Raw genomic sequence first — 18561 nt, 5'->3', positions numbered from 1 at the left:
CAAAGAACGAGAATCAGGATTACATCATACCACCCATTCCACCCATACCACTACTTGGCTGAGAATGACCTAAATCAGATTTATCTTCTTTAGGTAAATCAGTAACCATACATTCTGTGGTAATCATTAGACCAGCAACAGAAGCAGCATATTGTAAAGCTGATCTTGTCACTTTTGTAGGGTCTAATATTCCAAATTTAATCATGTCACCATACGTATGAGTAGCAGCATTATATCCATAATTTCCTTTTCCATCTTTAACATTATTTGCAACTACAGATGGTTCTTCTCCAGAATTAGAAACTATTTGACGTAATGGTGCCTCCATAGCGCGCACAGCAACACGTATTCCCACATTTTGATCTTCATTGTTGCTTAACATTTTAGAAATTTTTTGAGCCACCCTAACTAAAGCAACTCCTCCTCCAGGAACTACTCCTTCTTCTACTGCCGCTCTAGTTGCATGTAAAGCATCTTCAACTCTAGCTTTTTTCTCTTTCATTTCTACTTCAGTTGCTGCTCCTACTTTTAGTACTGCAACTCCTCCTGAAAGTTTAGCTAATCTTTCATTTAATTTTTCTTTATCATAATCAGAAGTAGAATCTTTTATTTGCTTTCTAATTTGTTCAACTCTATTTTTTATATCTTTTTTATTTCCTATTCCGCCAATTATAGTAGTAGTATCTTTAGTTATTACTACTCTTTTAGCTTGACCTAAATCATCTATAGAAGTCTTTTCTAAATCCATAGCTAATTCTTCAGAAATAACAGATCCATGAGTTAAAATAGAAATATCTTGTAACATAGATTTTCTTCTATCACCAAATCCAGGTGCTTTTACTGCAGCTATTTTTACTATTCCTCTCATAGAATTAACTACTAAAGTTGCTAAAGCTTCACCTTCTAAATCTTCTGATATTATTAATAATGGTTTACCTGATTTCGCTACAGATTCTAATATAGATAGTAATTCTCTAATATTAGAAATTTTTTTATCTACCATTAAAATATATGGATTTTCTAATTCTACTATTCCAGATTCAGTTTTATTAATAAAATATGGAGATAAATATCCTCTATCAAACTGCATTCCTTTAACTACTTCAAGCTCATTTTGCAAACCAGTTCCTTCTTCTACTGTTATAACACCATCATTTCCAACTTTTTCCATAGCTTCAGAAATCAATGATCCTACTTTTTCATCAGCATTAGCAGAAATTGTTCCAACTTGAGTAATAGCTTTTTTATCAGAACAAGGAACAGATAATTTCCTTAATTCATTAACAGCATTTATCACTGCTTTATCAATCCCTCTTTTTAAATCCATGGGATTCATTCCTGAAGCAACAGCTTTTAATCCTTCATTAACTATTGCTTGAGCTAATAAAGTAGCTGTAGTAGTTCCATCTCCTGCAGCATCATTTGCTTTAGATGCTACTTCTTTAACCATTTGAGCACCCATATTTTCAAAATTATCCTCTAGCTCTATTTCACGAGCTACAGAAACACCATCTTTTGTAATACTAGGAGCTCCAAATGATTTATCCAAAATTACATTTCTTCCTTTAGGACCTAATGTAACTTTTACAGCATCAGCTAATATATTAACTCCATTAAGCATTTTAACTCTAGCTTCATTACCAAATTTAACATCTTTAGCTGCCATATTAAAATTTCCTTTTTAGCAATTATTATTATAAAAAAATAAATATTGTTTTATATTATTTAATTTTAATTTTATTCTACAATTGCAAGAATATCACTCTCAGTTAAAATTAATACTTCTTTATTATCAATTTTTTCTGTTTTAGCACCGTATCCTTCATTAAAAATTACTACATCTCCAACTTTAACATCTAATGGTTTTACTTTTCCATTTTCTAAAATTCTTCCCCTTCCTACAGCTATAACCGTTCCTCTAGTAGATTTTCCAGCCGCTGAGCCAGTTAACACAATACCCCCAGCTGATTTTGCTTCTTTTTTATTTCTCTCAACAATAATACGATCATGTAATGGACGAATTTTCATTTTATTAGTCCTTTATAAAAATTAATATAATAAATATATTATCTTAAAAAATTTATAATATTTCATCTAATTAAATTATATATATAAATTGTATCATATACTTTAAAGTATAAAATTATATTTCATAAATTTATTTAATTATAAATTATATAAAAATTTTATTTAAAAAAAAATAAAAAACATTTGACTTTTTTATTTTTATTGTAATAATTAAAGTTTATTGCCCGGATAGCTCAGTCGGTAGAGCAGTGGACTGAAAATCCCCGTGTCGGTGGTTCGATTCCACCTTCGGGCAAATTTAACTTATAAATATTTACTTACCTATACAAAAATTTGAAAATATAGAATCTAACAAATCATTTGTATAAACCTTTCCTACTATATAATCTAAAAATTTTTGAGCATCATTAATATCTTGAGCTAAAATTTCTATATTATTAAATTTTAAAAAATCCTTTTTAGAACTAATTAACTTACATAAAGACTTTTGTATCAAATTTAAATGTCTTCTTTTAGATAAAAAGCCATTTCTATTAAAATTTTTAAATAATAACTGATCTTTTAAAAACTTTAATAACATGTTTATTCCAACATTTTTTTTAGCAGATAAAGTAATATAATGAACATTTTTTAATATTTCTATGTTAGGTTTTAAATTTAAAATATCACACTTATTTAAAACTATACTATAAGGTATATTTTTAAACTTAAAATGTTTAATAATTTTGTTGTTTGTGTTGCTATTTTTATAATTCAAATCAGATGAATCTATAACTAATAAAGCATAGTTAGAATTATCTAATTCTTTCCAAGTTTTTAAAACACCTATTTTTTCTATTTTATTATTAGATTCTCTAATTCCGGCTGTATCTGAAACATTAAATGATAATCCATCAAAAAAAAAAAATTCTTTTAATATGTCTCGAGTAGTGCCTGGAATTTTTGTAACTATAGATCTATCATCTGATATAATAGAGTTAAAAAGACTAGATTTACCAGAATTAGGTTTACCAACTATTGCTACATTAATTCCTTCTTTAAATATATAACTTTTTTTTAATTTTTCTAATACTTTTTTAAAATCATATATAATTTTATCAATTTTTTTTAAAAATATTTTTTTAATGTTATTATCATATTTATATTCAAAATTTAAAATAGCTTCTATATCTGTTCTGATACTTGAAATTTTAGAAGATAATTTACTTATATAAATAGAATATATTCCATAAGCAGAATTAAAATATGATTTTACAGATACTTTAGAATTTGCATGTATTAAATCATCTATTCCTTCAGCCTGCAATAAATCAATTTTATTATTAAAAAAAGCTCTCTTAGTAAATTCTCCTGGTTCAGCAATTCTAACTTCATTTATTAATAAAATATTTTTTATTAACATATCAATTATAATAGGATTTCCATGACATTGTATTTCTAAAACATCTTCTCCAGTAAATGAACTAGGACTTTTATATCTTATAACAATTCCTTTATCTATTACAGATTTATCTCTTATATTTAAAAAACTTGAATAATTAGCATATCTTATTTTAGGAACAAAACCTAACATTTTTTTACATATTTTTTTTATCTTATTACCAGAAATACGTAATATAGCTACACCAGATATACCCTGTGGAGTAGACTGAGCTACTATAGTATCTTTTACATACATAATTTTTAAAAAATCCTAAAATAATTAAATCATTTTATTTTAAAATTTACAATTTATTTTTTTCTTTTTTTAATTGTTTATAAATTATTTTTTGTTGAATTATAGTTAAAATGTTACTTACTATATAATATAAAACTAAACCAGAAGGAAACCATAAGAAAAATATAGTAAATACAATAGGCATAAATTGCATTATTTTTTTCTGAGTTTCATCTATATTATCTTCATTTCCAGAAATTTTCTGCAATAGAAATGTAGTTATTCCCATCAAAATTGGCAATACAAAATATGGATCTTTATCAGATAAATCATTTATCCATAAAAAAAATGGAGAGTGTCTTAATTCCACTGACTCAATAAGCATATAATATAAAGACAAAAATATTGGCATCTGAATAATTAAAGGTAAAAAACCACCTATTGGATTTATATCATTTTTTTTATATAAATCAATTATTTTTTTATTTAAAACACTTTTATTATCTTTATATTTTTTTTTTATTTCATTAACTTCACCTTGAATAGATCTCATCTTTGCCATCTGAGTGTATTGAACTTTAGAAATAGGAAACATTATTAATTTTATTATACAAGTGATTGCAATAATAGAAATACCCCAATTATTGAAAAAACTATTTAAATAATTTAACAATTTAAACAAAGGTTGTGAAAAAAACCAAAGAAAACCATAATCTATAGTTAAATATAAACTATCTGATACTTCTAACATATTTTTTTTAATTTTAGGACCAATCCATAACTTAGAAGATATAGATTGAGAACTATTAGAATTAATGTTAAAATTTTCTGTAGTATATCCTACAGAAACAACATTAGAATCAATTTTTTCTGAAAATATTTTATTTTTAACAAAAGTATCAGGTATCCAAGCTGTTACAAAATATGGTTGGACCATTGCTATCCAATTATTTTTAGTATATCCAGAAATATTTTCTTTTTTATCTATAGAAAAAAAATTAATTTTAGAATATTTTTCTTCATCATTAGAATATGCTGCGCCTCTAAAAGTTTTTAATCCAAAACTATAATTATTATTTACCTTTTGAGAGTCTATAATACTTTGTTTTAAATTTCCATACATAGATATATTTAATGGTTTATTAGTTTTATTTAATATATCATATTTTATTTCAATAAAATATTTTCCCTTTTCAAATATAAAAGTTTTTATAAACGAAATATTTCCATCTGAAGAAATCCATTTCATAGGAACTTTTAATTCTTTCTGACTATCTGTAATTAAAAAATTATTTAATTTATTATACTTTTCATCATAAACAAAATTATAATTACTTAATCCAGTAAGACCACTGTTTGCTTGATATAAAAAATTTTTTTCTGACTTTAGTAAAGAAAAAGAATCACTTTTATTAATTTTTTCTTTATATTTTAATAAATCTGCTTTTATTATATCTCCAGTTTTTTTATCTATAAAAATTTTTAAAGTATCAGTTTGTATAGAAATTACATCTTTTAAATCTAATTTTTTATAACTTTCATTAATTTTAATATTACTTAATTTTTCTTTTTGAAATGCTTTATAAAAAAAATTTTCATTATTAAATTTATACACGAAAAAAGCTAATACAAATAAAAAAATTAATATAAACGTATTTCTAATCCAATACATTTTTTGTGCTCTCTATATTAATATTTTATTAATAACATATTTTATAAAGTTAATATAAAATTATCTTCTTAATAAAAATTTTAAATAAAAAATTATAAAATAATTTTATTAATTTATTTTTATAAAAAATAAGTTTTAAAACTATTAAGTTTTTTTATAATATCTTAACCATAAATTTTTTAAACGACTAAATAAATAATTATTTTTAATAATTAATATATTTTTTTTTACTATTACAACAAAATCCATATATAATAATTTATTTTTATTGTTTCTAAAACTTTCTCTAATTAATCTTTTAATAACATTTCTTTTGCAAGACAATTTTATAATTTTAGAAGATATTCTTATACCTAGCCTTGGATATTTATATATATTTTTCCTACTTAATATTAAAAATTCTTTATTAAATACTCTATATGATCTTAAAAATACAAAATTAAATTGATTATCTTTAAATAATCTATGTTTTTTTTTAAAAAAAAAGTTTATCATTAAATTTATAATTTTATTCTGAAGAAACTGTTAATTTAGATCTATACTTAAATCTTCTTCTATATAGAATACGTTTTCCATTTTTAGTAGACATTCTATGTCTAAATCCATGAGTTCTATTCCTTTTTAATATTGATGGTTGATAAGTTCTTTTCATAAAACCTCTAATATATATAATGCTTTATAAAATTCTATATAATTTTATTTTACACATTGTAAAAATGAAAATGTAATTATAATTTTTATAAAAAAATACAATTTTACAAAAAAAATATAAACATAATATTAATTATATTTAAATATACAATCTTTTATTTAAACATTCTATAAATAAAAAATATATATTAATATACACAAACGAAAAAATAAAAAATTATTTATTATAAATAAAATATTTTAAATTTTATTAAAAAAAAAATGTTATGAAATTCATTATAGAACAAAAGAAAATATTAAAAATATTAAAAAAAAACAATTCAATAATAGTAAAAAACTATAATAATCCTATTTTAGAAAATATATTTATAAAGTTAAATAAAAAAAAATTAATTTTAATATCAAACAATGTTGAAACAGAATTAATTACTAAAACATATGTAGACCATCAATTTTCTTCAGGTGAAACTACAATTTCTGGAAAAAAATTATTTAATATATGCAAAAGTTTTTCCGAACATTCAAAAATATTATTTTCTTTAAAAAAAAAAATTATGAAAATAAATATAGAAACAGTTGTCTTTAAACTTTCTACATTACCTAGTTCAGAATATCCCAAATTTAATTCATTAAAAAAATATAAAAAATTTACAATATCACAAAAATATTTTAAAAAAATAATACAAAAATCATATTTTTGTATAGCTAAAAATGATGCCAGACATTATTTAAACGGATTATATTTTATATTTAATAAAAAATTTATAAGAGCAGTCTCTACAGATGGATATAGAATGGCAATATCTACAATTTTATTAAAAAATGTAAATTTCAAAAATAATTCTATAATAATTACAAAAACAGGTATATTAGAAATGTTAAAATTGTTGAAAGAAAATGATGAAAAAATATATATATTAATAAACAATTATAACTTAAGAATATATACAAAAAAAATAATATTTACTACAAAATTAATTGAAGGAAATTTCCCAAATTACAAAAATTTAATAATAAAAAAACCAGAAATAATTTTAGAAATTAATTTAAAAATTTTTAAAAAAGCTTTAAACAGAATTTCTATTCTATCAGATTCTTCATTTTATGGAATACAATTCCATGTAAAAAAAAATGTTATGAAAATTATTTCTAAAAATGAAGAAAACGAATCAGCTAAAGAAAAAATATTAATAAAACAAAAACATCCTAAAAATATAAAATTTAATTTAAATTCAAAATATTTATTAAACATATTGCAAAACATAAATAGTGAAAAGATACATTTTTTACTAAATAAAAAAATTTCTATTATACAAATTAAAGAAAAAAACAATAATCTTAATATTTACATTATAATGCCTTTAATATTTTAAATGTTAAAAATTTTAATAATAAAAATTAAAATATTAATTTTATAAAAACAAAAATTTAAAACAATTTAAAAATTATCAATTTTGATAAATAAAATATATTTATATATATAAAAATATAAAGAGAACATTTATGAACAATTCTTATAATTCTTCTAATATAAAAGTTTTAAAAGGCTTGGATGCTGTAAAAAAAAGACCTAATATGTATATAGGTAATACAGATGATGGAAGCGGCTTACATCATATGGTTTTTGAAGTAGTAGATAATTCCATAGATGAAGCTTTATCAGGATATTGTGACAAAATATCTATAAAAATGTATTCAGACAATTCTATATCTATTAAAGATAATGGAAGAGGAATACCAATAGATATACATAATGAAGAAGGGCGATCTGCAGCAGAAGTAATAATGACAATATTACATGCTGGAGGAAAATTTGACTCTAATTCTTATAAAATATCAGGAGGATTGCATGGAGTAGGAGTATCTGTGGTTAATGCTTTATCAAAAAAATTAAATCTAACAATATACAGAGAGGGAAAAAAATTTTTTCAAAAATATTATAATGGAAAACCAAAAACAAGATTAAAAATTATAAAAAAAAGTATAAAAAGAGGTACTTTAATAAGATTTTGGCCTAATAACAAAATTTTTACCAATATAACAAAATTTAATTATGATATATTATATAAAAGATTAAGAGAACTATCTTTTTTAAATCCAGGAATTTCTATTTACTTAGAAAATAAAAAAAAAAATATAAAAAAGAAATTTTTGAGTAAGGGAGGAATAAAAGCTTTTATAAAATATTTAAATAAAAATAGAAAACCTATACATAATAAAATTTTTTATTTTTCTAAAAAAAAAGAAAACATAAAAGTAGAAGTAGCTATGCAATGGAACAATAAATTTATAGAAAAAATTTTATGTTTTACAAATAATATAAAACAAAAAGATGGCGGAACTCATTTAGCTGGATTAAAATCAGCAATAACTAGAACAGTAAACAATTATATAGAAAAATCTAATATAATAAAAAAAAATAAAATAATAACAACTGGAAATGACACTAGAGAAGGATTGACTGCTATAATTTTAGTTCATACTACAAACCCTAAATTTTCTTCACAAACCAAAGATAAATTAGTTTCATCAGATATAAAATCTATAGTAGAATCTTCAGTAAATGAAAATTTTTATGAATATCTATTAGAGAATCCAAATGATTCTAAAATAATAATAAATAAAATAATTGATGCGGCAAAAACTAGAGAAGCAGCAAAAAAAGCTAGAGAAATAACTAGGAAAAAAAGCAATCTAGATATATGCTCTATACCAGGAAAACTAGCAGATTGTCAAGAAAAAAATCCTAAATTATCTGAAATTTATTTAGTAGAGGGAGATTCAGCCGGGGGATCAGCTAAACAAGGAAGAAATAGAAAAAATCAAGCTATATTGCCTCTTAAAGGAAAAATATTAAATGTAGAAAAATCTAAATTTGAAAAAATGTTATCTTCAGAAGAAGTAACTAATTTAATTACTGCTTTAGGGTGTGGTATAGAAGATAACTCTTTTTCTATAAACAAATTAAGATATCATAATATAATAATAATGACAGATGCTGATGTAGATGGATCACATATAAGAACACTATTATTAACATTTTTCTATAGACAAATGCCTGAAATAATAAAAAATGGACATGTATTCATAGCTCAACCTCCACTATACAAAATAAAAATTAAAAAAAAAGAAATATTTATAAAAGATGACTATACATTAAATATTTTTCAAATAAAAAATTCTTTAGAAGATTGCCAAATGTATGAATTTATTCCTAAAAAAAATAAAATAAATATAAAAAAATTACAAAAATTAATATTTAAATATATAAAAATTAAAAAACATGTTAAAAAAAGTCAAAAAAATAATATAATGTTGTTATTTAATGAATTAATTAAAAACCCAATACTTTTCCCTTTAAAAAACGTAAAAAAATTAAAAAAATGGATAAAAAAGATTACTAAAAATTTAACAAAAAAATGTAAAAATAATATATTTTATAAAAATAAATTAAAAATATATAGAAAAAAATATTTTACAATTTATATAAAAAAATATGTATATGGAAAAAAAGAAATAATAAAGTTAAAAAACAACTTTTTTAAGGAAAAAGAGTTTTTAAAAATAAATAGTTTTGGAAAAAAAATTAAAAAATTAATTAAAAAAAAAACATTAATTATAAAAAATAAAAAAACTTATACATTTTTAAATTTTAAAAAAATGATAAAAAAATTAATTAAAAGTTCACAAAAAAAGATGTTAATACAAAGATATAAAGGATTAGGAGAAATGAATCCTAATCAACTATGGGAAACAACAATGAATCCCAACACTAGAAGAATGTTAAAAGTTTCAATAAAAGATAGTTTAAAAGCAAGTAAATTATTTAAAACTTTAATGGGCGATTCAGTAGAGCCAAGAAAAAAATTTATAGAAAAAAATTCTTTAAAAGCAGAAAATATAGACTTCTAAAAGAATATTTAGAAAAAAAATTATATAAAAAAATGCGGCAGGAATTAAAATAGCCCGCCGCTAAAATATTTAAATAATATATTTTTTTAAATTTTTATTTGTTAGATCCTTCTATAACATTAAATTTATCTATAGATCTTGATAAAGAATCTAAAAGTAAAATTCTATTTTTATTATTTATATCTGAATTTACAATTTTTTTTAAAATATCTTTTTTACTTAATATAAAATTTTTGTCTGTAGAAAAGTCTAAAACAGTAATATCAGACAAAATAATAACATAATTAGGTTGTATTTCTAATATTCCACTATATAAATAAAAATATTTTTTTTTATTGTTACTTTTTAAAATATATAAAACACAAGGCTTTATATAAGTTAATAATGGCGAATGTTTAGGATATATACACATATCTCCTAATATTCCGGACAAAATTATTTTTAAAACATTTCCAAAAAATATTTTTTTTTCTATACTTGCAACCTTTAAATTAAAACACATATATTTAATCCTAACCGAATATAATATTATTAAAAATTAATTATTTAAATTATTATATTTTTCAGTAACATCATTTATATTACCTATCATATAAAAAGCTTGCTCTGGAAATTCATCATATTCTCCAGACAAAATTTTTTTAAATCCATCAATAGTTTCACTTAAACTTACATATTTACCAGAAAATCCTGTAAAAGTTTCTGCAACAAAAAATGGTTGAGAAAAAAATTTTTGTATTTTTCTAGCCCTAAACACTAATAATTTATCATCTTTAGATAATTCATCCATACCTAAAATAGAAATTATATCCTTAAGATCTTGATATTTTTGCAAAATTTTTTGAACTTCTTTTGCTGTATTGTAATGTTCTAAACTAATTATGTCAGGATCTAATTGTCTACTAGTAGACATTAATGGATCTACAGCCGGATAAATTCCTAAAGAAGCTATATTTCTGCTTAATGTAACTGTAGAATCTAAATGCGAAAAAGTGGCTGAGGGAGAAGGATCAGTTAAATCATCAGCAGGAACATAAACAGCTTGTATAGAAGTTATAGACCCATTTTCCGTTGAAGTAATTCTTTCTTGTAATAATCCCATTTCTTCAGAAAGAGTAGGTTGATAACCAACAGCTGAAGGTATTCTTCCTAAAAGAGAAGATACTTCAGTCCCAGCTAATGTATATCTATATATATTATCTATAAATAACAATACATCTTTACCTTCATCTCTAAATTTTTCAGCTAATGTAAGACCAGTAAAAGCTACTCTTAATCTATTTCCTGGTGGCTCATTCATCTGGCCATATACAAGAGAGACTTTATTTAACACTTTAGAAATCTTCATTTCATTATAAAAATCATTTCCTTCTCTAGTTCTTTCACCTACTCCGGTAAAAACAGAATATCCAGAATGTTCAATAGAAATATTTCTTATTAATTCCATCATATTAACTGTTTTACCCACACCAGCTCCACCAAATAATCCTACTTTTCCTCCTTTTAAAAAAGGACATATTAAATCTATAACTTTTATTCCAGTTTCTAATATTTCATTATTATTAAACTGAGATAAATAACAAGGAGGAGAAGAATGTATTTCTCTATATTCTATTTCTTTTTTTGTTTTAGTATTTTTTATTTCGCCTTTGTTATCAATAGGATCTCCTAAAACATTAATTATTCTTCCTAAAGTAGGTTCACCAACTGGTATTTTAATACAATGACCTAAATCTTCTACTTTTAAACCTCTTTTCAATCCGTTAGAAGAACCCATAGAAATGGTTCTAACTATACCTCCTCCTATTTGTTGTTGCACTTCTAAAAATAAAATTCTAGAAATATCTTTTACTTTTAATTGATTAAAAATTCTTGGAACTTTATTTTGAGAAAATTCTACATCTATTATATCCCCAATTATTTGAACAATTTTTCCAACGTTCATATTTTATTAAAACCTTTATAAATATTTTATAAATAAATTTTATAAAATTGCCGAATATCCTGAAACAATTTCTATAAGTTCTTTTGTAACATTAGCTTGACGAGATTTATTATACATTAATTGTAATTTTTTAATTATATCATTACTATTTTTTGATGCTTGCTTCATAGAAAATATTCTAGAAGATTGTTCACAAGATGAATTTTCTAAAATTTTATAATAAATTGTATATTCTAAATATCTTTTAAATAATATATCTAATAAAAATTTTGAATTAGGTTCGTATATATAGTCCCAATTAAATTTATTTAATTTCTTTTTATGTAATTTTTTATAAATTGGAAGTAATCTAAAAATGCTAGATTTAAAAAATGTTGAACTAATAAAATTGTTACCAGCTAAATAAATTTTTTCAACAATATTTTTTTTATATAACTTTATTATATTACTAAGAAAAATAGTAATTTTCGAAAAAGAAGGAATATCTTTTAAATTTGAAATTTTAAAAATTATATTTTTAGAAAATAATTTAAAAAAATTAATTCCTTTTTCACCAATAATAGCTAATTTAACTTTAATGTTCTTTTTAGAATATTTTTTTATTTCTGATAAGACTTTACTAAATAAATTTATATTTAAATTACCACATAATCCTTTATCTGTAGATAATATTATTATACAAATTATTTTAACTTTTATTTTTTTTTTTAAATATATATGTTTATATTCTAAATTTATATTTTTAACGTTATTAACAACTTTACAAATTAAATTATAATATGACATACTTGAATTCATTCTAAAATAAATTTTTTTCATTTTAGAAATAGAAATCATTTCCATAGTTTTAGTAATTCTATTAGTATTTTTAATACCAGAAATATTGTTTCGTATTTCTTTTACAGACAGCATAATTACTTCCTAAAATATTAAATAAAATTTTTTAAACTAAAATTTTCCATTACTTCAAAAAATTTTTTTTCTATAATTTCATTATATAACCCAAAAGAATTAATTTCTTGCATAAGATTAAAAAAATTTTCATTAAAGTAATTTAATAAAAATTTTTCAAAATTATAAATTTTTTTTAATGAAACTTTTTCAAGAAAATTATTTTTTACACAAAATAAAAGTATAGATTGTTCAGCTATACTAATTGGATTATGTTTGTTTTGCTTTAATAATTCAATTAATTTTTCTCCATTTAATAATTGTTTTTTAGTAATATCATCTAAATCAGAAGAAAATTGTGAAAATGAAGACAACTCTCTATACTGAGCTAAAGAAGTTCTAATACTAGATGAAAAATTTTTTATTATATTAGTTTGAGCTGCTCCGCCTACTCTAGACACAGAAATACCAGGATTTATAGCAGGTATTATTCCTGAATTAAATAAACTAGACTCTAAAAATATCTGACCATCTGTAATAGATATTATATTTGTAGGTATAAAGGAAGAAATATCTCCTTCTTGAGTTTCAACAATAGGAAATGCAGTAAGAGAACCTGTTTTATTTTTTACTATTCCATTAGTTTTTTTAAAAACGTATTCTTTACTAACACGAGAAGATCTTTCTAATAATCTAGAATGCAAATAAAAAATATCACCAGGAAAAGCCTCTCTACCAGGCGGTCTTTTCAACAAAAGAGATATCTGTCTATATGCAATAGCATGTTTAGACAAGTCATCATATATTATTAAAGCATCTTCTCCTGAATCTCTAAAGAATTCACCAATAGTACAACCTGTATATGGAGATAAATACTGCAAAGAAGCTGAATCTGACGCAGAAGACGCTATAATAATAGTATTATTTAAAACATCTTTTTCTTCTAATATTTTTATAATACTAGATATAGTAGACATTTTTTGTCCTATAGCGACATATATACATTTTACTTTAGACTGTTTTTGGTTTATAATTATATCTAATGCAATTGTAGTTTTTCCTGTTTGCCTATCTCCTATTATTAATTCTCTTTGTCCTTTTCCTACAGGAATCATAGAATCTATAGACTTATAACCTGTTTGTATAGGCTCTGTAACAGATACACGAGAAATAACATCTGGAGCATCAGATTCTACAGAAGAATATTTAATAAATTTTAATTTTCCTTTACCATCTATAGGATCTCCTAAACTATTTAATACTCTGCCTAATAATTCATTTCCAACAGGAACTTCTAATATTTTTCCAGTACATTTTACAATCATTCCTTCAAATAAATCTATATATGATCCAAGCACAATAGCTCCAACATAATCACGCTCTAAATTTAAAGCTATAGCATATTTATTATCGTTAATTATTAACATTTCACCGAGCATTGCATCAGATAATCCTGATATTTTTATGATACCATCAATAACTGAAATTATCTTACCTTGACTATAATTTTCATTTAAAATTTTAAAATTAGAAATTCTTTCTTCTATAATATTACTAATAGCTTTAGCATTTAAATGCATATTATCACCTCTATAATTCGTTAAATAAATATTTTTTTAATTTATTTAAGTAACAATCAAAACTATTATCAAATATTTTATCATCTATTTTTATTATAAAACCATGAGTTATAGATTTATCTAATATATTTTTCAAAAATATTCTTTTAGAAAAATTAATCTTTATAAAATCATATATATGTTTTATAAAAGATTTAGATAATAACTTATTAGAATATACTGTTGCAGTAGTAATATTTTTACTTTTTTTCCAATATTCATAAAATAAAATTTTTATTTCAGGTAATAAATATAATTGATTATTTTCATTTAAAATTTTTATAAAGTTACAAAAATTATCATCTATATAATCTTTACAAATTTGTACAAAAATTTTTTCAGATTTTTTTTTTCCTAAAATACCTAAAACTACATTTTTCATCTTTTTTTTAATAGAAAGTTTGCTAGAAAAATTTAGCATATTATACCAAACAAAAATAACATCATTTTTTTTAGCAAAATTAAATGCAGCTATTGCATAAGATCTAGAAATAGTTTTATTTAACATTTTGTTATAAATCTTCTTTTCAAATTCATTAAATATCAAAATTAATTTTTTTAAATACATTATCTATATCATTATTATATACATATTTTTTTAAAATTTTTTTAGCGATTGAAATAGATAAAACAATTGATTCATTCTTTAAATCATTTAAAACTATCTTTTTTTTTAAGCTTAATTTTTTAATTCCATCTAAAATTATTTTCTTTCTTTTTTGTTTAGCATTAATAATAGCGGCATCTATAATTAAATCTCTATTATTTTTAGCTTTATTAATTATCTCTTTAGCTTTTTTTTTGGCTATATGTATTTCATTTTCAGCTTTTTCTCTCATATTAAGTGTTTCTTTTTTAAGATCTTCAGAAAATTTTAAAGATAATTGTATTTCTTTTTGTCTATTCTCAATTAAATTTGTTATATTGGGTAATATATATTTCATACAAATTAATACAAAAAATATAAAAGATATTGTTTGACCTAAAATAGTTGCATTAATATTCATTTTAATTTTTATCCAAAATAATTTTGTACAATTAAAATATTCAGTTCACTACACAATGTTTTTAAAAAAAAAATTATACTACAGCAAACAAAACATATAAACTTATTCCTACTACTATCATAGGAACAGCATCTACTAAACCCATAATAACAAAAAATTGTGTCCTTAAAATAGGTATTAAATCTGGTTGTCTAGCAGCTCCTTCTAAAAATTTACTTCCTAAAATACCTATTCCAATAGCAGCCCCAATAGCTGATAAACCTAACATTATTGCTGATGCAATATATAACATTTCTATATTTATATGAGACATATAATTTAACCTATATAATTTTGTAAAAAATATTAATGTGATTTTTTAACAGACATAGATAAATAAACAATTGTTAAAGTCATAAAAATAAAAGCTTGCAAAAATATTACCAATAAATGAAAAATAGCCCATGGTACTATTAAAAAACATTGTAACCACCAAGGAACAATTCCTGTTATTAAGATAAAAATAATTTCTCCAGCATAAATATTTCCAAAAAGTCTTAAACTTAAAGAAACAATTTTAGAAATTAAACTAATAATTTCTAAAAAAAAATTAAAAATAAAAAAAACTGGGCTTGAAAAAGGATATAAAAAAAAATCTAAAACAAAATTTTTTAATCCTTTATATTTTATACTATAAAAAAGTATTAATAAAAACACATTAGAAGCAATTGATAAAGTTATATTTATATCTGAAGATGGTACACATCTTATATATTCTATATTAAAAAAGTTTTTAAATATAAATGGTATAAAATATACAGGAATAACATCCATAAAATTCATTAAAAATGTCCAAACGAAAACTACTAAAGCAACAGAAGAAATTAAATTATCTTTTTTAGAATATATTTTTTTTACATTATTGTTTACAAAAATTATTATAATCTCTACTAAAGATTGAATCTTACCAGGAAATTTATAATTAAAATTTTTAGATATTAAAAAAAAAGAAAATAAAAACAAACTACATAAAAAAAATGAAAAAAATAATGAATCTAAATTTAATACAAAAAAACCATTTGTATCATTTGAATTAGTTAACGAAAAATTATTTAAATCTAACTGTAAATGAGTTAAATGATTATTAATATATTTTTTTACATTACAAATATAAGTAAAATGCATTAAATAAAACCTTTTATTAAAATTATTTAATATTACTATATAATTTAACTTATATATAAAATATATAAAATATTAAAAAATTTATTAAATATTTAAAACAAAAAAAAAATATAATAGAAACTTATATTAAAAAATTAACTTTTTAATATTTTTTTCTTTATATTAATTAATAATACAGATATTGCCGCAGGTGTAATTCCTTGTATTCTAAATGCTTGACCTATAGAACAAGGTTTATATTTGTTTAATATTAAACAAACTTCTTTTGATAAACCTTTTATTATTGAATAGTTAAAATCATAAGGTAAAATTATATTTTCATAAAAAGAAATCTTACTAATTTCTTTTTTTTGTTTATTTATATATCCTTCATATTTAGAAATTATTTCCACTTGTTTTATAGCCTCTATATCTTTAGAAATAAAATTAAAAAATTTTAAAAAATTTAAATTCTCAACATTAAAATTAGGTCTTTTTAAAATATTAAAACAAGAAGTTTTCTTATTCAAATTTATTCTAAATTTTTTTTTTAATATTAAACAATCTAAAGAATTTAATAACAATTTATATTTTTTCATATTAATAATTTCATTATCAATATTTTTTTTTTTCTCACAATATCTATTCCATCTCAAATTGTCTACTAATCCTAAATTTCTTCCTATTTTAGTTAATCTAATATCAGCATTATCTTCTCTTAAAAATAATCTATGTTCAGCTCTAGATGTAAACATTCTATAAGGCTCTTTAGTCCCCTTAATACATAAATCATCTACTAAAACTCCTATGTAAGCTAAATCTCTTTTTGGGAACCAAGAAGAAGAATTTAAATTATATAAAGCAGAATTTAAACCAGCTAATAAACCCTGCGCAGCTGCTTCTTCATAACCTGTAGTACCATTTATCTGACCAGCAAAAAACAACCCTTTTATATAAATACTTTCTAAAGTTTTTTTTAAATTTCTTGGATCAAAAAAATCATATTCAACTGCATATCCAAATTTTATAATTTTAGATTTTTCTAAACCTTTTATAGAATGTAAAACTTTTAACTGTATATCTTTAGGTAAACTAGTAGAAATACCATTTGGATAAACTGAAATATCATTTAATCCTTCAGGTTCTAAAAATATTTGATGTTTAAATCTATCAGAAAATCTAATTACTTTATCTTCTATAGATGGGCAGTATCTAGGCCCAACACTTTTTATCATTCCTGAATACATAGGACTTTTTTTAATATTTTTTTTAATAAAATTGATGGTTTTTTCATTAGTATAAGTTATATAACAAGGAATATTATTTATCTTTTTATACTTTTCTTTTAAAAAAGAAAAATTAAAAACTTTTTTATGACTATTTTGAGCTTTTAAAATATTAAAATTTATAGTTCTAGAATCTATTCTAGGAGGAGTTCCAGTTTTTAATCTTCCAAATTTAAATGGAAATTTTTTTAAATTTTCAGACAAATTAACAGAAGAAAAATCATTTACTCTACCTCCAGAAAAACTTTCATTTCCAACGTAAATTTTACCATTTAAAAAAGTACCTGTAGTTAAAACAACAGCTCCAGAAAAAAATTTCTTATATGAGCTAACTATAACACCAATAACTTTGTTATTTTTAATAATTAAATCTTTTACTTCTTTTTCAAGAATAAATAAATTTTTCTGTTCAAATAAAAATTTTTGAACATACTTTTTATAAAGATATCTATCTACTTGCATTCTAGTAGACCTTACAGCAAAACCTTTATTAGTATTTAAATATCTAAGTTGAATACAAGATCTATCTGCTACTCTAGCCATTATACCACCAAGTGAATCTATTTCTTTAACTAAATGACCTTTTCCAATTCCACCAATAGATGGATTACATGAAAGCTCACCTATAGTATTAATGTTTTGAGTTAACAATAAAGTTTTTTGATTCATTCTAGAAGAAGATAAAGCCGCTTCAGTACCTGCATGTCCTCCTCCTACTACTATAACATCAAAAATATTCTTTTTAAGCAT

17 protein-coding genes and 1 tRNA gene are annotated in these 18561 nt (G+C 21.6%); 3 read left to right on the top strand and 15 right to left on the bottom strand.

What is annotated here, in order from left to right:
- Nucleotides 1-19: 19 nt before the first annotated feature.
- Both groL and RJD23_RS00085 read right to left on the bottom strand, forming a co-directional pair.
- Nucleotides 20-1666, bottom strand: coding sequence for a chaperonin GroEL (gene groL, locus RJD23_RS00090; protein WP_343188234.1), 1647 nt, complete (start codon nt 1664-1666; stop codon nt 20-22).
- Between the two features lie 71 nt (nt 1667-1737).
- Nucleotides 1738-2028 carry a co-chaperone GroES gene (locus tag RJD23_RS00085; RefSeq protein ID WP_343188233.1) on the bottom strand — a complete coding sequence of 97 codons (291 nt, stop codon included), beginning with the start codon at nt 2026-2028 and terminating at the stop codon, nt 1738-1740.
- Between the two features lie 222 nt (nt 2029-2250).
- Between RJD23_RS00085 and RJD23_RS00080 the strand changes: the two genes are divergently transcribed.
- Nucleotides 2251-2323: transfer RNA gene (locus RJD23_RS00080), tRNA-Phe, on the top strand.
- 18 nt (nt 2324-2341) lie between these two features.
- Here RJD23_RS00080 and mnmE read toward each other — a convergent pair.
- The 4 genes from mnmE to rpmH all read right to left on the bottom strand — a co-directional run bounded on the left by mnmE (nt 2342) and on the right by rpmH (nt 6009).
- Nucleotides 2342-3706: a tRNA uridine-5-carboxymethylaminomethyl(34) synthesis GTPase MnmE gene (gene mnmE, locus RJD23_RS00075; protein ID WP_343188232.1), complete on the bottom strand. Its 1365-nt coding sequence runs from the start codon at nt 3704-3706 to the stop codon at nt 2342-2344.
- A gap of 46 nt (nt 3707-3752) precedes the next feature.
- Nucleotides 3753-5357: a membrane protein insertase YidC gene (yidC, locus tag RJD23_RS00070; protein ID WP_343188231.1), complete on the bottom strand. Its 1605-nt coding sequence runs from the start codon at nt 5355-5357 to the stop codon at nt 3753-3755.
- Between the two features lie 144 nt (nt 5358-5501).
- A complete protein-coding gene (gene rnpA / locus RJD23_RS00065; protein ID WP_343188230.1) occupies nt 5502-5852 on the bottom strand; it encodes a ribonuclease P protein component in 351 nt (116 codons plus the stop codon).
- A gap of 13 nt (nt 5853-5865) precedes the next feature.
- Entirely contained in the window at nt 5866-6009 is a 144-nt protein-coding gene (gene rpmH, locus RJD23_RS00060; RefSeq protein ID WP_343188229.1) for a 50S ribosomal protein L34, read from the bottom strand.
- A gap of 265 nt (nt 6010-6274) precedes the next feature.
- Between rpmH and dnaN the strand changes: the two genes are divergently transcribed.
- Both dnaN and gyrB read left to right on the top strand, forming a co-directional pair.
- Nucleotides 6275-7381: a DNA polymerase III subunit beta gene (gene dnaN / locus RJD23_RS00055; protein ID WP_343188228.1), complete on the top strand. Its 1107-nt coding sequence runs from the start codon at nt 6275-6277 to the stop codon at nt 7379-7381.
- Between the two features lie 130 nt (nt 7382-7511).
- Complete coding sequence (gene gyrB, locus RJD23_RS00050) at nt 7512-9920, top strand: DNA topoisomerase (ATP-hydrolyzing) subunit B (protein ID WP_343188227.1); 2409 nt, start codon at nt 7512-7514, stop codon at nt 9918-9920.
- Nucleotides 9921-10014: 94 nt separating this feature from the next.
- On the opposite strand, the gene atpC is transcribed toward gyrB, so the two are convergent.
- The 9 genes from atpC to mnmG form a co-directional block, all read right to left on the bottom strand.
- The gene (gene atpC / locus RJD23_RS00045; RefSeq protein ID WP_343188226.1) at nt 10015-10422 is read right to left on the bottom strand and encodes an ATP synthase F1 subunit epsilon; all 408 of its coding nucleotides are present in this window, start codon (nt 10420-10422) and stop codon (nt 10015-10017) included.
- Nucleotides 10423-10458: 36 nt separating this feature from the next.
- Nucleotides 10459-11865, bottom strand: a complete 1407-nt coding sequence (gene atpD / locus RJD23_RS00040; RefSeq protein ID WP_343188225.1) for a F0F1 ATP synthase subunit beta — start codon at nt 11863-11865, stop codon at nt 10459-10461.
- A gap of 39 nt (nt 11866-11904) precedes the next feature.
- Nucleotides 11905-12777 carry an ATP synthase F1 subunit gamma gene (atpG, locus tag RJD23_RS00035; RefSeq protein ID WP_343188224.1) on the bottom strand — a complete coding sequence of 291 codons (873 nt, stop codon included), beginning with the start codon at nt 12775-12777 and terminating at the stop codon, nt 11905-11907.
- A gap of 17 nt (nt 12778-12794) precedes the next feature.
- The gene (gene atpA, locus RJD23_RS00030) at nt 12795-14336 is read right to left on the bottom strand and encodes a F0F1 ATP synthase subunit alpha (protein ID WP_343188223.1); all 1542 of its coding nucleotides are present in this window, start codon (nt 14334-14336) and stop codon (nt 12795-12797) included.
- Nucleotides 14337-14346: 10 nt separating this feature from the next.
- Nucleotides 14347-14883 carry an ATP synthase F1 subunit delta gene (atpH, locus tag RJD23_RS00025; protein WP_343188222.1) on the bottom strand — a complete coding sequence of 179 codons (537 nt, stop codon included), beginning with the start codon at nt 14881-14883 and terminating at the stop codon, nt 14347-14349.
- 28 nt (nt 14884-14911) lie between these two features.
- A complete protein-coding gene (gene atpF, locus RJD23_RS00020) occupies nt 14912-15382 on the bottom strand; it encodes a F0F1 ATP synthase subunit B (protein ID WP_343188221.1) in 471 nt (156 codons plus the stop codon).
- 73 nt (nt 15383-15455) lie between these two features.
- Nucleotides 15456-15695 (bottom strand): F0F1 ATP synthase subunit C, encoded by a 240-nt coding sequence (gene atpE / locus RJD23_RS00015; protein WP_343188220.1) that lies wholly within the window; start codon nt 15693-15695, stop codon nt 15456-15458.
- 32 nt (nt 15696-15727) lie between these two features.
- A complete protein-coding gene (gene atpB / locus RJD23_RS00010; protein ID WP_343188219.1) occupies nt 15728-16546 on the bottom strand; it encodes a F0F1 ATP synthase subunit A in 819 nt (272 codons plus the stop codon).
- Between the two features lie 134 nt (nt 16547-16680).
- On the bottom strand, nt 16681-18561 hold the full coding sequence (mnmG, locus tag RJD23_RS00005) for a tRNA uridine-5-carboxymethylaminomethyl(34) synthesis enzyme MnmG (protein WP_343188218.1): 1881 nt from the start codon (nt 18559-18561) through the stop codon (nt 16681-16683).

Source organism: Buchnera aphidicola (Ceratoglyphina bambusae), assembly GCF_039363085.1.
Classification (GTDB): Bacteria; Pseudomonadota; Gammaproteobacteria; order Enterobacterales; family Enterobacteriaceae; genus Buchnera_G; species Buchnera_G aphidicola_E.
Note: the sequence above shows the minus strand (reverse complement) of the source record. Positions and strands in the feature narration are given on the sequence as shown.

Coding starts and splice junctions, on each gene's coding strand:
- groL (WP_343188234.1), bottom strand. CDS start 1,666: ATGGCAGCTAAAGATGTTAAATTTGGTAATGAAGCTAGAGTTAAAATG.
- RJD23_RS00085 (WP_343188233.1), bottom strand. CDS start 2,028: ATGAAAATTCGTCCATTACATGATCGTATTATTGTTGAGAGAAATAAA.
- mnmE (WP_343188232.1), bottom strand. CDS start 3,706: ATGTATGTAAAAGATACTATAGTAGCTCAGTCTACTCCACAGGGTATA.
- yidC (WP_343188231.1), bottom strand. CDS start 5,357: ATGTATTGGATTAGAAATACGTTTATATTAATTTTTTTATTTGTATTA.
- rnpA (WP_343188230.1), bottom strand. CDS start 5,852: ATGATAAACTTTTTTTTTAAAAAAAAACATAGATTATTTAAAGATAAT.
- rpmH (WP_343188229.1), bottom strand. CDS start 6,009: ATGAAAAGAACTTATCAACCATCAATATTAAAAAGGAATAGAACTCAT.
- dnaN (WP_343188228.1), top strand. CDS start 6,275: ATGAAATTCATTATAGAACAAAAGAAAATATTAAAAATATTAAAAAAA.
- gyrB (WP_343188227.1), top strand. CDS start 7,512: ATGAACAATTCTTATAATTCTTCTAATATAAAAGTTTTAAAAGGCTTG.
- atpC (WP_343188226.1), bottom strand. CDS start 10,422: ATGTGTTTTAATTTAAAGGTTGCAAGTATAGAAAAAAAAATATTTTTT.
- atpD (WP_343188225.1), bottom strand. CDS start 11,865: ATGAACGTTGGAAAAATTGTTCAAATAATTGGGGATATAATAGATGTA.
- atpG (WP_343188224.1), bottom strand. CDS start 12,777: ATGCTGTCTGTAAAAGAAATACGAAACAATATTTCTGGTATTAAAAAT.
- atpA (WP_343188223.1), bottom strand. CDS start 14,336: ATGCATTTAAATGCTAAAGCTATTAGTAATATTATAGAAGAAAGAATT.
- atpH (WP_343188222.1), bottom strand. CDS start 14,883: ATGTTAAATAAAACTATTTCTAGATCTTATGCAATAGCTGCATTTAAT.
- atpF (WP_343188221.1), bottom strand. CDS start 15,382: ATGAATATTAATGCAACTATTTTAGGTCAAACAATATCTTTTATATTT.
- atpE (WP_343188220.1), bottom strand. CDS start 15,695: ATGTCTCATATAAATATAGAAATGTTATATATTGCATCAGCAATAATG.
- atpB (WP_343188219.1), bottom strand. CDS start 16,546: ATGCATTTTACTTATATTTGTAATGTAAAAAAATATATTAATAATCAT.
- mnmG (WP_343188218.1), bottom strand. CDS start 18,561: ATGCTTAAAAAGAATATTTTTGATGTTATAGTAGTAGGAGGAGGACAT.